Source organism: Achromobacter xylosoxidans (assembly GCF_001457475.1).
Taxonomy (GTDB): domain Bacteria; phylum Pseudomonadota; class Gammaproteobacteria; order Burkholderiales; family Burkholderiaceae_B; genus Achromobacter; species Achromobacter xylosoxidans.
Map to the genome: position 1 here is coordinate 192,300 of NZ_LN831029.1, position 13,895 is coordinate 206,194.

Here is a 13,895-nt window from a genome sequence, read left to right on the forward strand (position 1 = left end):
GTCCTATCAGAATCATGCGCCGATATTGGCTGATCTTCGCTCAGGCCGTCACGGTCTGCCTGGGTATTCTATTCGTCGTCACCACCTTGCGGCCGGATCTGTTGCGCCTGGCCGGGTCGGAGGCGATGCCCGCGGCCGTGCCGCAACCGGTCATGGCACCGGGGCGGCCGACCATGGGGCCCGTGTCCTATGCCGACGGGGTCGCGCGGGCCGCGCCCTCGGTGGTGAATGTCTACACCACCAAGCACGTGAATGTGCCGCTGGTGCCGTTGCCCGATGATCCCATCCTGCGCCAGCTGTTCGGACAGGTGCCGGGGGTGAGCCGCCGCCAGGCCAGCACCAGCCTGGGGTCGGGCGTGGTGGTCAACCACGACGGCTACGTGCTGACCAACTACCACGTGGTGCAGGCGGCCGACGCGATCGAGGTGGCGCTGGCCGATGGGCGCAAGGACACGGCCAAGGTGGTGGGCGCGGATCCGGACACCGACCTGGCGGTGCTGAAGCTGGCCACCCTGCGCAATCTGCCGGCGGCCACGCTGGCGCCGGATCGCGGCCTGCGGGTGGGCGACGTGGTGCTGGCGATCGGCAATCCGTTCGGCGTGGGGCAGACCACCACGCAGGGGATCGTGTCGGCGCTGGGCCGCAACGGGCTGGGCCTGAACACCTACGAGAATTTCATCCAGACCGATGCCGCGATCAATCCGGGCAATTCGGGGGGCGCCCTGGTGGACGCGCAGGGCAACCTGGTGGGCATCAATACCGCGATCTATTCGGAGTCGGGCGGATCGATGGGCATCGGCTTCGCCACGCCGATCGACATTGCGCGCAAGGTGATGGACGAGATCGTCAAGACCGGCGGCGTCAAGCGCGGCTGGCTGGGGGTCGAGCCGCAGGACCTGACGCCCGAACTGGCGCGGGCGTTCCAGATGGAACGCGACGCCCGCGGCGTGATCATCGCCGGCGTGTTGCGCGACGGCCCGGCCGCCAAGGGCGGCCTGCGGGTGGGCGACATCGTGCAGACGGTGAACGGCAAGCCGATGATGGATACGTCGGGGTTGCTGGCTGCCATTGCGCAGTTGACGCCGGGCCAGCGCGCGACGCTGGGCGTGTTGCGTGGCGGCAAGGTGGCCGAGGTGACGGTGGTGGTCGGGACCCGGCCCGGATTGCCGCGCTAGGGCCTGTGCGAGGCTCCTTTCAGTGTGAACAGGCCCTAGACGGGCGGCGGGCGGCCGGATGCCCGCCGCGGCCGGCATGGCGTGTCGAGCACCAGGCGCACGACCTGCAGCACACGCTTGCGCGTGGCCTCGGGCTGGTGGCGCAACAGCGCGCAGATCTCGGCGCAGTAGGCGTCGGATTGTTCTTCTTCGCGCGGCTGGGCGGCGGCGGCCTGCGCGACCATGCCGTCGGCCAGCCACGGCACCTGCGTATCCAGGGCCCGGGCCAGCCGCTGCAGCGTGGCGCGGGTGGGCGCATAGCGTTCTTCGCGGGTGAGGATGCGGTGGATGCAGGACTGCGGCACGCCGGAGATGCGGGCGAGCTGGTTCTGGCTTTTGATGCCGCGCCACCGCATCAGGGTGCGCAGGCGTAGGGCGAGCGACATGGCTGCAATGTATGTTTGCAGCGGATGCGCGACAAGCGGAAACCGTCCGTTTATGGAATGACAAAGGGGCCCGCATCGGGGCCCCTTCATGTCCGGGCACTGGCTCAGTGGCGTTCGGTCAGCGAGCCGTCGTTGACGGCTTCGTCGGCGCCGGGCTTGGGCGTGACCATGCGCGCGCAGATCAACCCCAGTTCGTACAGCAGGCACAGCGGCACCGCCAGCATGAACTGGCTGACCACGTCGGGCGGCGTCACCACGGCGGCGATGATGAAGGCGCCGACCACCACGTAGCCGCGCGCGCTCTTGAGCTTGGACAGCTCCACCACGCCCATGCGCACCAGCAGCACCACGGCCACGGGCACTTCGAACGTGATGCCGAATGCCATGAACATGGTCATGACGAAGCTCAGGTAGGCCTCGATGTCCGGCGCCGGCGTGATCGACTGCGGCGCGAAGGTGGCGATGAAATGGAAGACGGTGCGGAACACCACGAAATAGCAGAACGCCATGCCCGCGATGAACAGCAGCGTGCTGGAGATGATCAGCGGCAGCGCCAGGCGCTTTTCGTGCTTGTAGAGGCCCGGCGCGACGAAGGCCCAGGCCTGGTACAGCACCACTGGCAGCGCCACGATGAAGGCGGCCATCATGGTGACCTTGACTGGCACCATGAAGGGCGTGATGACGCCGGTGGCGATCATGCGGGTGCCTTCGGGCAGCGAGGCCAGCATGGGCTGGGCCAGCACGTCGTAGATGGCGGACGCGCCGGGATAGATGAACAGGATGATGAACACGCCCACCACCGCGCCGACGGCGCGCAGCAGGCGGGTGCGCAGTTCGACCAGGTGGGAGATGAAGCTTTCCTGCTGGCCGTCTTCTTGGGAGGCGTCCTGGGTCACGTTGTCGTTCCGGAGGGCGTGGCGGGCTTGGTGGCCGGCGGGGGCTCGCTGGCGGCCGGGGCGTGGGGCGCCGGCGCGGGTTGCGGGGCGGGGGCGGGCTGGGCGGCCGGCGCGGCGGCGGGCGAATCCAGATCCAGGCTCAGGTTCGGGTTGGGCGGCGCGATGCTGCGCGGCGCTTCGGCCGGCTGGCCGGCCTGCGGCGTCATCAGCGGGTCGGCCGGCGCGGCGGCGCGCGGGTCGACGGAAGCCGTGGCGGTCTCGGCGCCGGCCGTGATGGCGGGCTTGCCGCTGGCTTCGCGGGCCACTTCGTCGAGCTCGGCGCGGAATTGCTGCACCGGCTCCTGCAGCGCGTTGTGGGTGTCGTTCAGCGATTGCTGCACGTCCTGCGCCGCGGTTTCCATTTCGCTCTTGAACTTGCGCAGCTCGTCCAGCTCGATTTCGCGCTGGATATCGGATTTCACGTCATTGACGTAACGCTGCGCGCGGCCCAGCAGGTGACCGACCGTGCGGGCGACCTTGGGCAGGCGTTCGGGGCCGATGACGATCAGCGCGACGACGCCGATCACCATCAGTTCAGTGAGGCTGACATCAAACATTCGACGGCCGCTCGGGAATTGAGGCAATGAGGGCCGGCCGGATCAGGCCGGGCCCGGGGGGCGCGCAGGCGCTCAGGAGTTGGACTTTTCCTTGGCCTGCACGTCGATGGTGTCGCCGGCCACGCGTTGCTGGGCGATGGGTTCGGCCGGCTTGTCGCCGTTGGCGTCCTTCATGCCTTCCTTGAAGCCCTTGACGGCGCCGCCCAGGTCCGAGCCGATGTTACGCAGTTTCTTGGTGCCGAAGATCAGCGCCACGATGACCAGAACGACCAACCAATGCCAAATGCTAAAGCTACCCATGATGGTTCTCCGTATTACGCAGTGGGGGCCACGCGCCCTTTCCAGGGGCGCTGACCGCCGATGATGTGGAAATGCAGATGCGGGACTTCCTGGCCGCCTTCGACGCCAGAATTGATCATGATGCGAAACCCGCCATCAGGGCCCGGGGTGCAACCGTTTTCAGCGGCAAGCCGCGGCGCCAATGCCATCATTCTACCCAACCAACCTGCGTCCTCGGCCGTAATATCCTGCATGGATATGACATGACGTCGAGGGATCAGCAATAAATGCACCGGCGCGGCCGGGTTGATATCGTGGAATGCAACAAAGTCCTCGTCCTCGTAGACCTTCTTGGACGGGATATCGCCGGCGGCGATCTTGCAGAAAATACAGTTGGCGCTCATTTTTGCGGTTCCGTGTCAGTCCTGGGGACGGCTGGCCTTCTCGGCCAGGCCCGAGAGCCCTTCGCGGCGGGCCAGTTCGGCCAGCACGTCGTCGGGCCGCAGATTGAAGTGCGTCAGCGCGACCAGGCAATGAAACCACAGGTCGGCGGTTTCGCTGACGATGCGCTCGGGCACGCCGTCCTTGGCCGCCATGACCAGTTCGGTGGCTTCCTCGCCAATCTTCTTCAGGAAGGCGTCGGGGCCCTTGGACAGCAGCTTGGCCGCGTAGGAAGCCTTGGGATCGCCGCCGTTCTCGGGGCGGCGGGTTTCCAGGGTGGCGGCAATGCGGGCCAGCACGTCGTGGGCGCTCAGGGGCGAATCGGTCATTTGTAGATCAGTTCGGGGTCTTTCAGCACCGGGTCCACCGTGACCCAGCTGGCCTGGTCGGTCTGGCCTTCCAGGCGGCGGTAGAAACAGCTGGCGCGGCCCGTGTGGCAGGCGATGCCGCCTTCCTGGTGCACCTTGAGCAGCACCACGTCGCCGTCGCAGTCCAGGCGCAGCTCGTGCACCTGCTGCACGTGGCCGGATTCCTCGCCCTTGCGCCACAGGCACTGGCGCGAGCGCGACCAGTACACGGCGCGGCCGGTGGCGGCGGTTTCGGCCAGCGATTCGCGGTTCATCCAGGCCACCATCATGATCTGGCCGTTGTCGGCGTCCTGCGCGATGGCCGGGATCAGGCCGTTCTCGTCGAAGACGACGTCGGCCATCCAGCTGGGTTCGTTGCTCATCGTCATATCCTCACTTCAATGCCTTGTTCGGCCATGAAGCGCTTGCATTCACCGACCGTGTGCTGGCCGAAGTGGAAGATGCTGGCGGCCAGCACGGCGCTGGCGCGGCCGGTGGTGACGCCGTCGGCCAGGTGCTGCAGGGTGCCGACGCCGCCGGAGGCGATGACCGGTACCGGCACGGCATCCGACACGGTGCGGGTCAGCTCCAGGTCGAAGCCCGACTTGGTGCCATCGCGGTCCATGCTGGTCAGCAGGATCTCGCCGGCGCCGTAGGCGGCCATGCGGCGGGCCCAGGCCACGGCGTCCAGGCCGGTGGCCTTGCGGCCGCCGTGGGTGAAGACTTCCCAGCGCGGCGCTTCGCCCGCGGCCGAGACCCGGCGCGCGTCGATCGCCACCACCACGCACTGCGAGCCGTGGTAGTCGGAGGCCGCGCGCACCAGTTCCGGATTGGCCACGGCGGCGCTGTTGATGCTGATCTTGTCGGCGCCGGCGTTGAGCAGGCGCTGGATGTCGGACACCTGGCGCACGCCGCCGCCCACCGTCAGCGGAATGAAGACCTGCGAGGCGACCTGCTCGATGATGGGCAGGATCAGGTCGCGGCCATCGCTGGTGGCGGTGATGTCCAGGAAGGTGAGTTCGTCGGCGCCCTGCTCGTTGTAGCGGCGGGCGATCTCGACGGGGTCGCCGGCGTCGGCGAGGTTGACGAAGTTCACGCCCTTGACGACTCGGCCAGCGGTGACGTCAAGGCAGGGAATGATGCGGCGGGTCAGCGCGCTCTGGGCGGGCGCGCCCGCCCCGGAGGTACTGCTGGAGGTGGTCATTTGGCCAATTCGTCGGCGCGGGCCTGTGCCGCTTGGAAGTTGAGCGTGCCTTCGTAGATGCTGCGGCCCAGGATGGCGCCTTCGACGCCCTCTTCCTCGACGGCGCACAGCGCCTCGATGTCCTGGATGCCGGCGATGCCACCCGAGGCGAACACGGGAATGCGCACGTGTTGCGCCAGGCGCACGGTAGCCTCGACGTTCACGCCCGACAGCATGCCGTCGCGGCCGATGTCGGTGTAGATGATGGCCTCGCAGCCGTAGTCCTCGAACTTCTTGGCCAGGTCGAGCACGTCGTGGCGGGTCAGCTTGCTCCAGCCGTCGGTGGCGATCTTGCCGTCACGGGCATCCAGGCCGACGATGATCTGGCCGGGGAAGGCGCCGCAGGCGTCCTGCAGGAAGCCGGGGTTCTTGACCGCGGCGGTGCCGATGATGACGTAGGAGATGCCAGCGTCGAGATAGCGTTCGATGGTGTCGAGATCGCGGATGCCGCCGCCGATCTGGACCGGGATATCGTCGCCGACGGCGTCCAGGATGGCCTTGATGGGTGCTTCGTTCTTCGGTTTGCCGGCGACGGCGCCGTTCAGGTCGACCAGATGCAGGCGGCGGGCGCCCTGGTCGAGCCATTGCGAGGCCATGGAGGCGGGGTCTTCGGAGAACACCGTTGCATCGTCCAGGTCGCCCTGGCGCAGACGCACGCAGCGTCCGTCTTTGAGATCGATGGCGGGGATCAGCAGCATGGTGGGCAGCGGGAAAATATGGGGTTGAATGGGCTGGAGCGCGTGAGCCAGGGCGGTGTGCCCGTGGCTTACGGCTGCCAGTCTACAAAATTGCGATACAGGCGCAAACCGTGCTCGGCGCTCTTCTCGGGGTGGAACTGCACCGCGAAAATGTTAGCTGCCGCCACCGCGCAGGTAAAGGCAACGCCATAATCGGTTTCACCAACGGTCAGGCTCGTATCGGCCGGGTCGGCGTAATAACTATGGACGAAATAGAAATGCGTGTCGTCCGGAATGCCGCCCCAGATAGGGTGAGAGCGCGTCTGGCGCACTTTGTTCCATCCCATGTGCGGGACTTTCAACCGCTCCGGGCGGACATCGACCGGGCCGGCCGTGCCGGTGTCGGCCTCGCAGGCCGCGTCGTCGGCCGCGACCGGGTCGGCGAAGCGCGGGCCGGCAAAGCGCCGCACCACGCCGGGGAACAGCCCCAGGCACGGGGTCGCGCCCTCTTCGCTGGACTCGAATAGCATCTGTTCGCCGACGCAGACGCCCAGCAGCGGCTTGGCGCGGGCGGCCTTGACGACCGCTTCGCGCAGGCCGGATTCATTCAGGGTGCGCATGCAGTCCGCCATGGCGCCCTGGCCGGGAAACACCACGCGGTCGGCCGCGTCGATTTCATGGGGCTGGTTGCAGATGCGGATGTCCGCGTCGGGGGCGGCGTACTTGAGCGCGCGCGCGACGGAATGGAAGTTGCCCATTCCGTAGTCGACGATGGCGATAGTGGTCACTTCGGTTTACCTGGTGCGTGGCGGAAGGTCACGGAGGTTACAGCACGCCCTTGGTCGAGGGCACGACGTCGCCCATGCGCGGGTCGACTTCGATGGCCATGCGCAGCGCGCGGCCACAGGCCTTGAAGACCGTCTCGCATTGGTGGTGGGCGTTGGTGCCGCGCAGGTTGTCGATGTGCAGGGTGATCAGCGCGTGGTTGACCAGGCCCTGGAAGAATTCGCGTGTCAGGTCGACGTCGAAGGCGCCGATGTGCGAGCGGGTGAAGGGGATGTGGTATTCCAGGCCGGGACGGCCCGAGAAATCGACCACCACGCGCGACAGCGCCTCGTCCAGCGGCACGTAGGCGTGACCGTAGCGGCGCAGCCCGGCCTTGGTGCCGACCGCCTTGGCGATGGCCATGCCCAGCGTGATGCCCACGTCTTCCACCGTGTGATGCGCATCGATGTGCAGGTCGCCCTCGGCCTTGATGTCGAGGTCGATCAGGCCGTGGCGCGCGATCTGGTCCAGCATGTGGTCCAGGAAGGGCACGCCCGTGTCGATCGTCTGCTTGCCGGTGCCATCCAGGTTGATGGCCACGCGGATGCGGGTTTCGTTGGTGTTGCGGGTGATCTCTGCGGTACGCATGTCAGGGACTCGATTAGGCACTCAGTATTTCTTGCAGTGCCGATAGCAAAGCGGCGTTCTCGGACGGCGCGCCCACCGAGATGCGGAGGCAGCCGGCCAGGAGCGGATGGGCGTTGGAGAAGTTACGAACCAATATTTTGCGCTGTTTCAGGGCAAGATGCACGGCGTTGCCATCCAGCTTGCCGGAAAAGCGCGCGAGTACGAAGTTGGCCGCGGAAGGGAATACCCTGACGCCGGGCAGCGCCGCCAGCGCCGCGGCCAGTGGTTCGCGGTCGGCGCGCAGGCGGGCGGCCTGTTGGTCCAGCACCGGCTTGTGGCGCAGCACTGTCAGCAGCGCTGCCTGGGTCAGCACGTCCAGGTTGTAGGGCGGGCGCACCTTGTCGAACTCGGCGATCCAGTCGGGGTGGCCGGCCAGATAGCCAAAACGCAGGCCCGCCAGGCCGATCTTGGACACGGTACGCATCACCACCACGTTGGGCGCGTCCAGCAGGCGCGGCATCCAGCTGCGGTCGGTGAAGGGCTGGTAGGCCTCGTCCACCACCACCAGGCCGGGGGCGGCGGCGATGATGGCGGCCATGTCCGCGTCCGACCAGACGCCGCCGGTGGGATTGTTGGGCACGGCCAGGAACACCACCTTGGGCTGGTGTTCGCGGATCGCGGCCAGCATGGCGGGAAGATCAAGGGACAGATCGTCGGTCAGCGGCACGCCGACGAAGCGGGCGTGGTCGAAGCGGGCCGCCATGTCGAAATAGACGAACGACGGCCACGGCGCCAGCACCACCTCGCCGGGATTGCAGCAGGCCTGCACCACGATGTGGATCAGTTCGTCCGAGCCGTTGCCGAACAGCACGCCGGCGTCGGCAGGCACGCCGAAGGCCGTCTTCACGGCCTGGCGCAGTTCGGACAGGTCGGCGGCCGGGTAGCGGTTCAGCGGCGTGTCGCGCAGCACCCGGGCGAGGTCGTCGCGCACCGCCTCGGGCAGTTCGTAGGGCGATTCCATCGCGTCCAGCTTGATGCAGCCTTCGGCGTGCGCCACCGGATACGCGCTCAGTTCACGGATATCGGGCCGGATGGTGCCGGCGATGCGGCCGGCGACCTCGCTCATGGCTGGTCGATCCGGTACTGGGCGCTGGCGGCGTGGGCCTGCAGGCCTTCGCCCAGCGCCAGTTCGGCGGCGATGCGGCCGAGCGTCTGGGCGCCCTGGTGCGAGACCTGGATCAGACTGGAACGCTTCTGGAAGTCGTACACGCCCAGCGGCGACGAGAAGCGCGCCGTGCGGGAAGTGGGCAGCACGTGGTTCGGGCCGGCGCAGTAGTCGCCCAGGGCTTCCGAGCTGAAGCGGCCCATGAAGATGGCGCCGGCGTGGCGGATCTTCGCGGTCCAGATTTCCGGTTGCTCGGTGGAGATCTCGAGGTGTTCCGGGGCGATGTCGTTGGCGATGCGGCAGGCTTCGTCCAGGTCGCGCACCTGGATCAGCGCGCCACGGTTGGCCAGGCTGGTGCGCAGGATGTCGGCGCGCGGCATGGTTGGCAGCAGGCGGGCGATGGCGGCCTCGACCTCGGCGATGAAGGCGGCGTCCGGGCACAGCAGGATGGATTGGGCCAGTTCGTCGTGTTCGGCCTGCGAGAACAGGTCCATGGCGATCCAGTCGGCCGGTGTCTTGCCGTCGCAGATCACCAGGATTTCGCTGGGGCCGGCGATCATGTCGATGCCGACCACGCCGAACACGCGACGCTTGGCGGCGGCCACGTAGGCGTTGCCCGGGCCGACGATCTTGTCCACGGCCGGCACGGTGGCGGTGCCGTAGGCCAGCGCGCCCACGGCCTGCGCGCCGCCGATGGCGAACACGCGGTCGACGCCGCTGATGGCGGCGGCGGCCAGCACGATGGGGTTGCGCGCGCCGTCCGGCGTGGGCGTGACCATGACCAGTTCCTGCACGCCCGCGACCTTGGCCGGGATGGCGTTCATCAGCACCGACGACGGATACGCGGCCTTGCCGCCCGGCACGTACAGGCCGACGCGGTCCAGCGGCGTGACCTGCTGGCCCAGCACCGTGCCGTCGGCCTCGGTGTAGGTCCAGGTCTCGGCGCGCTGGCGCTCGTGGTAGCGGCGCACGCGCTCGGCGGCCGCCTGCAGCGCGTCGCGCTGGGCGGCGGGCAGCGCGGCCAGGGCCGCATGCCAGTCGGCCTTGGGGATTTCGAGCGTGTCCGCGGACGCGTGCGGCATGCGGTCGAAGCGCTGGGTGTATTCCACCAGCGCGGCGTCGCCGCGGGCGCGCACGTCGGCCAGGATGCCGGCGGCGGCGCGGTCGATGGACTCGTCCTCGGTGGCCTCGAAGGCCAGCAGCTTGGACAGGGCGGACGCGAATCCGGGATCGCGGGAGTCGAGACGATTGATCAGGGCCATGGCGTTCAGGCGGGTGGCGGCCGCCGCGTGGGGCGGCGGCCTGGGTCAGGCGTTGCGGGAAGCGGCGCGCTCGAAGGCGTCCAGCAGCGGTTGCAGGCGTTCGCCGCGGGTCTTGAGCGCGGCCTGGTTGACGATCAGGCGCGAGGAGATCGGCATGATGTCCTCGACCGCGACCAGGTCGTTGGCGCGCAGCGTGCCGCCGGTGGACACCAGGTCCACGATGCAGTCGGCCAGGCCCACCAGCGGTGCCAGTTCCATCGAACCATACAGCTTGATGATGTCCACGTACACACCCTTGGACGCAAAGTGTTCACGGGCTGACTGCACGTACTTGGTGGCCACGCGCAGGCGCGCGCCCTGGTGCACCGCGGCTTCGTAGTCGAAGCCGTTGCGCACCGCCACGGCCAGGCGGCATTTGGCGATGTTCAGGTCGATCGGCTGGTACAGGCCGCCGGGCTGCTGCGCGGCGTGCTCGATCAGCACGTCCTTGCCGGCGATGCCGAGGTCGGCCGCGCCGTACTGCACGTAGGTCGGCACGTCCGAGGCGCGCACGATGATCAGGCGCAGGCCGGGGTCGCTGGTCGGCAGGATCAGCTTGCGCGAGCTTTCGGGGTTCTCGGGCACCTCGATGCCGGCTTCCGCCAGCAAAGGCATGGTTTCTTCGAAGATCCGCCCCTTGGACAGAGCCAGGGTCAGGGGCGCGAGAGGGGCATCGCTCATGCCGATTCCTTGCCGCTAGTGCGTTCAACAACGCGTTGGATATTGGCGCCCAGGGCGCGCAGCTTGACTTCCATCCGGTCGTAGCCGCGGTCCAGGTGGTAAATGCGGTCGACCAGCGTGTCGCCATCGGCGGCCAGGCCGGCGATGACCAGGCTGGCCGAGGCCCGCAGGTCGGTGGCCATGACCGTCGCGCCCGACAGGCGGGCAATGCCGCGCACCACCGCGGTGTGGCCGTCGATGTCGATGTCCGCGCCCATGCGGCGCAGTTCCTGCACGTGCATGTAGCGGTTCTCGAAGATGTTCTCGACGATCACCGACGTGCCTTCGGCCACCGTGTTCAGCGTCATCAACTGGGCCTGCATGTCGGTGGCGAAGCCGGGGTACTCATGGGTGCGAAAGCCCACCGCCTTGGGGCGCGCGGACATGGCGCCGCGAATCCAGTCGGGGCCGGTCTCGATAGCCAGGCCGGCCTCGGCCAGTTTGTCTAGCGTGGCGCCGAGGATGCCGGCGTCGGTGTTGCGCAGCACGATGTCGCCGCCGGCCGCGCCGACGGCGCACAGGAACGTGCCGGCCTCGATGCGGTCGGAGATCACGCGGTGCTCGGCGCCGTGCAGGCGCTCGACGCCGTCGATCACGATGCGGTCGGTGCCATGGCCCTGGATGCGGGCGCCCATCTTGATGAGCAGCTCGGCCAGGTCCACCACTTCGGGTTCGCGCGCGGCGTTCTCCAGCACCGTCTGGCCTTCGGCCAGCACTGCCGCCATCAGCAGGTTCTCGGTGCCGGTGACGGTGACCATATCGGTGCGGATCGAGGCGCCCTTCAGGCGCTTGGCGCGCGCCACCACGAAGCCGTGCTTGATGCTGATTTCGGCGCCAAGCGCCGCCAGGCCCTTGATGTGCTGGTCCACCGGCCGCTGGCCGATGGTGCAGCCGCCGGGCAGGCTGACGCGGGCCTCGCCGAAGCGCGCCACCAGCGGGCCGAGCACCAGGATGGAGGCGCGCATGGTCTTGACCAGGTCGTACGGCGCTTCGAGGCTGTCGACGCGGTCGGCCTGCAGGGTCACGATGCCGTCGCTGCCGCGCTCGGCGCGCACGCCCATGCGGCCCAGCAGGCGCAGCATGGTGGCGGTGTCGTTCAGGTGCGGCACGTTGGCGATGGTCAGCGGATCGGCCGTCAGCAGGCCGGCGCACAGGATCGGCAGGGCCGAGTTCTTGGCGCCGGAAATGGTGACTTCGCCGTGCAGGCGCGCGCCGCCGGTAATGCGGAGTTTGTCCATGGTTACTTGCCCGCCTGGGCGTATTCGGCGGGGGTCAGGGTGCGCATCGACAAGGCGTGGATCTCGGCCTTCATGCGGTCGCCCAGCGCCGCGTAGACCAGTTGATGGCGCTGGATCAGGCGCTTGCCTTCGAAGGCGGCGCTGACGATGACCGCGTCGAAATGCGAGCCGTCGCCCTGTACGTCGAGGTGTTCACAGGGCAGGCCGTCCGCGATGTATTGGCGGACTTGCGCGGGAGTGGGAAGCATGGACGTCAGTTCCTGAGTTTGTAGCCGCTGGCCAGGAGCCGCAGCGCATAGATCGAAAGCGCGAGGAACACCCCCGTCACCACCGCCAGGCTGCGCCAGGGGGAGACGTCCGACACCGAGAAGAATCCGTAGCGGAAACCGTCGATGGTGTAGAAGATGGGGTTCCAGTGCGACACGCCCTGCCAGAAGGGCGGGAGCGTATGGATGGAATAGAACACGCCGGACAGGAAGGTGGCCGGCATGATGAGGAAATTCTGGAACGCCGCCAGCTGGTCGAATTTCTCCGACCACAGACCGGCGATCAGGCCCAGCGTGCCCATGATGCCGCAGGCCAGCACCGCGAACACCAGCAGCCACAGCGGGTTGGACGGCACCAGCGAGACGAAGAACAGCGCCACCACCCATACGCACAGGCCCACGGCCAGGCCGCGCACCACGGCCGCCAGCACGTAGGCGGCGAAGATGTCGCGGTGCGACAGCGGCGGCAGCAGCATGAACACCAGGTTGCCGGTGATGCGGCTCTGGATCAACGACGACGACGGGTTGGCGAAGGCGTTCTGCAGCATGCTCATCATCATGAGCCCGGGGATCAGGAACGCGGTGTACGGCACGCTGCCGTAGACCATGACGCGCCCTTCCAGCACGTGGGCGAACACCAGCAGGTACAGCAGCGCGGTGATGACCGGCGCGGCGATGGTCTGGAAGCTGACCTTCCAGAAGCGCAGCAATTCCTTGCGCAGCAGGGTCGGAAAGCCCGAACCCGCGTCCAGGCGGGGCTGCACCAGCGGCTGGCTGGCATTGGCGGCGGGCTGCGTCATTGCGAAATCTCGTCGGGTTGCAAGGCGTCGTCCTGGTGCATGATGCGCACGAAGGCGTCTTCGAGGTCAACGCCGCCGACGCGCGCCAACAGTGCCTGGGTGGTGTCCAGCGCCACGATGCGGCCGCCCTTGAGCATGGCGATGCGGCCGCACAGGGCCTCCGCTTCTTCCAGGTAGTGGGTGGTCAGCATGATGGTGTGGCCGGCCTTGTTCAGGCGCGAGATGAACTCCCACAGGGTGCGGCGCAGGTCCACGTCCACGCCCGCGGTGGGCTCGTCCAGCACGATCACGGGCGGGCGGTGCACCAGCGCCTGCGCCACCAGCACCCGGCGCTTCATGCCGCCGGACAGCGCGCGCATGTTCGAGTTGGCCTTGTCGGCCAGCCCCAGGTTGAACAGGATCTCGTCGATCCAGTCGTCGTTCTTGCGCAGGCCGAAATAGCCGGACTGGATGCGCAGCGTTTCGCGCACGGTGAAGAACGGGTCGTAGACCAGTTCCTGCGGCACCACGCCCAGCGCCCGCCGCGCCGACTTGTAGTCGGCCACGACGTCGTAGCCACAGACGGTGGCGCGGCCGCTGGTGGCGTGCGCCAGCCCGGCCAGGATGGAAATCAGGGTGGTCTTGCCGGCGCCATTGGGACCGAGCAGGCCGAAGAACTCGCCGTGCTCGATATTCAGGCTGACATCGTTGAGCGCCTGGAAACCGGCGCCGGACGCGCGCCCGGTGAGCTTGCTCCAGCCGCTGCGGCGCGGCGAGTAGATTTTGGAGACGTTCTCAAGACTGACGGCAGACATGACGGCGGCGAGGGGTGCCCGGAAAAGAGCGAATTGATCATTATATAAGCGCCCCGCTACGCAAGGCGCCGATAGCCCCGGGGCGCGTGGGGGCGCTGCGGCCCGATTTGTCCCCAAAACAATCGGCCCGGCGGGCCGCA

At 67.9% G+C, this 13,895-nt stretch carries 19 protein-coding genes; 1 reads left to right on the top strand and 18 read right to left on the bottom strand.

Annotated elements, in window-relative coordinates; genetic code table 11:
- The first annotated feature begins 14 nt into the window (after window positions 1–14).
- On the top strand, window positions 15–1,175 hold the full coding sequence (locus AT699_RS00900; RefSeq protein ID WP_054448909.1) for a trypsin-like peptidase domain-containing protein: 1,161 nt from the start codon (window positions 15–17) through the stop codon (window positions 1,173–1,175).
- Between the two features lie 35 nt (window positions 1,176–1,210).
- Here the strand turns inward: AT699_RS00900 and AT699_RS00905 are convergent, their stop codons facing one another.
- The 18 genes from AT699_RS00905 to AT699_RS00990 form a co-directional block, all read right to left on the bottom strand.
- On the bottom strand, window positions 1,211–1,600 hold the full coding sequence (locus AT699_RS00905; protein ID WP_006388046.1) for a helix-turn-helix domain-containing protein: 390 nt from the start codon (window positions 1,598–1,600) through the stop codon (window positions 1,211–1,213).
- Between the two features lie 104 nt (window positions 1,601–1,704).
- Window positions 1,705–2,496, bottom strand: a complete 792-nt coding sequence (tatC, locus tag AT699_RS00910; RefSeq protein WP_006388047.1) for a twin-arginine translocase subunit TatC — start codon at window positions 2,494–2,496, stop codon at window positions 1,705–1,707.
- Window positions 2,493–3,092 carry a Sec-independent protein translocase protein TatB gene (tatB, locus tag AT699_RS00915; RefSeq protein WP_054507976.1) on the bottom strand — a complete coding sequence of 200 codons (600 nt, stop codon included), beginning with the start codon at window positions 3,090–3,092 and terminating at the stop codon, window positions 2,493–2,495. Before tatB ends, tatC begins: the two co-directional genes overlap by 4 nt.
- A gap of 72 nt (window positions 3,093–3,164) precedes the next feature.
- Window positions 3,165–3,392, bottom strand: a complete 228-nt coding sequence (gene tatA, locus AT699_RS00920; protein ID WP_006388049.1) for a Sec-independent protein translocase subunit TatA — start codon at window positions 3,390–3,392, stop codon at window positions 3,165–3,167.
- Window positions 3,393–3,406: 14 nt separating this feature from the next.
- The gene (locus AT699_RS00925; protein ID WP_006388050.1) at window positions 3,407–3,775 is read right to left on the bottom strand and encodes a histidine triad nucleotide-binding protein; all 369 of its coding nucleotides are present in this window, start codon (window positions 3,773–3,775) and stop codon (window positions 3,407–3,409) included.
- 15 nt (window positions 3,776–3,790) lie between these two features.
- Entirely contained in the window at window positions 3,791–4,141 is a 351-nt protein-coding gene (locus AT699_RS00930) for a phosphoribosyl-ATP diphosphatase (RefSeq protein WP_006388051.1), read from the bottom strand.
- Window positions 4,138–4,542: a phosphoribosyl-AMP cyclohydrolase gene (hisI, locus tag AT699_RS00935; protein ID WP_024067420.1), complete on the bottom strand. Its 405-nt coding sequence runs from the start codon at window positions 4,540–4,542 to the stop codon at window positions 4,138–4,140. The genes AT699_RS00930 and hisI overlap by 4 nt, the downstream gene beginning before the upstream one ends.
- Window positions 4,543–4,544: 2 nt before the next feature.
- Complete coding sequence (gene hisF, locus AT699_RS00940) at window positions 4,545–5,363, bottom strand: imidazole glycerol phosphate synthase subunit HisF (protein WP_006388053.1); 819 nt, start codon at window positions 5,361–5,363, stop codon at window positions 4,545–4,547.
- Window positions 5,360–6,100, bottom strand: coding sequence for a 1-(5-phosphoribosyl)-5-[(5-phosphoribosylamino)methylideneamino]imidazole-4-carboxamide isomerase (gene hisA, locus AT699_RS00945; protein ID WP_006388054.1), 741 nt, complete (start codon window positions 6,098–6,100; stop codon window positions 5,360–5,362). The genes hisF and hisA overlap by 4 nt, the downstream gene beginning before the upstream one ends.
- A gap of 68 nt (window positions 6,101–6,168) precedes the next feature.
- Complete coding sequence (gene hisH, locus AT699_RS00950) at window positions 6,169–6,867, bottom strand: imidazole glycerol phosphate synthase subunit HisH (RefSeq protein WP_024067421.1); 699 nt, start codon at window positions 6,865–6,867, stop codon at window positions 6,169–6,171.
- Between the two features lie 37 nt (window positions 6,868–6,904).
- Window positions 6,905–7,492, bottom strand: coding sequence for an imidazoleglycerol-phosphate dehydratase HisB (gene hisB / locus AT699_RS00955; RefSeq protein WP_006388056.1), 588 nt, complete (start codon window positions 7,490–7,492; stop codon window positions 6,905–6,907).
- A gap of 13 nt (window positions 7,493–7,505) precedes the next feature.
- A complete protein-coding gene (gene hisC / locus AT699_RS00960; protein ID WP_024067422.1) occupies window positions 7,506–8,597 on the bottom strand; it encodes a histidinol-phosphate transaminase in 1,092 nt (363 codons plus the stop codon).
- Entirely contained in the window at window positions 8,594–9,898 is a 1,305-nt protein-coding gene (hisD, locus tag AT699_RS00965; RefSeq protein WP_024067423.1) for a histidinol dehydrogenase, read from the bottom strand. The genes hisC and hisD overlap by 4 nt, the downstream gene beginning before the upstream one ends.
- 45 nt (window positions 9,899–9,943) lie before the next feature.
- Complete coding sequence (gene hisG, locus AT699_RS00970; RefSeq protein ID WP_006388059.1) at window positions 9,944–10,618, bottom strand: ATP phosphoribosyltransferase; 675 nt, start codon at window positions 10,616–10,618, stop codon at window positions 9,944–9,946.
- Complete coding sequence (gene murA, locus AT699_RS00975; RefSeq protein ID WP_024067424.1) at window positions 10,615–11,895, bottom strand: UDP-N-acetylglucosamine 1-carboxyvinyltransferase; 1,281 nt, start codon at window positions 11,893–11,895, stop codon at window positions 10,615–10,617. The genes hisG and murA overlap by 4 nt, the downstream gene beginning before the upstream one ends.
- A gap of 2 nt (window positions 11,896–11,897) precedes the next feature.
- Entirely contained in the window at window positions 11,898–12,143 is a 246-nt protein-coding gene (locus tag AT699_RS00980; protein ID WP_006388061.1) for a BolA family protein, read from the bottom strand.
- Window positions 12,144–12,148: 5 nt separating this feature from the next.
- Window positions 12,149–12,961 carry an ABC transporter permease gene (locus AT699_RS00985; RefSeq protein ID WP_020925614.1) on the bottom strand — a complete coding sequence of 271 codons (813 nt, stop codon included), beginning with the start codon at window positions 12,959–12,961 and terminating at the stop codon, window positions 12,149–12,151.
- A complete protein-coding gene (locus AT699_RS00990) occupies window positions 12,958–13,755 on the bottom strand; it encodes an ABC transporter ATP-binding protein (RefSeq protein ID WP_024067425.1) in 798 nt (265 codons plus the stop codon). The genes AT699_RS00985 and AT699_RS00990 overlap by 4 nt, the downstream gene beginning before the upstream one ends.
- Window positions 13,756–13,895 lie beyond the last annotated feature (140 nt).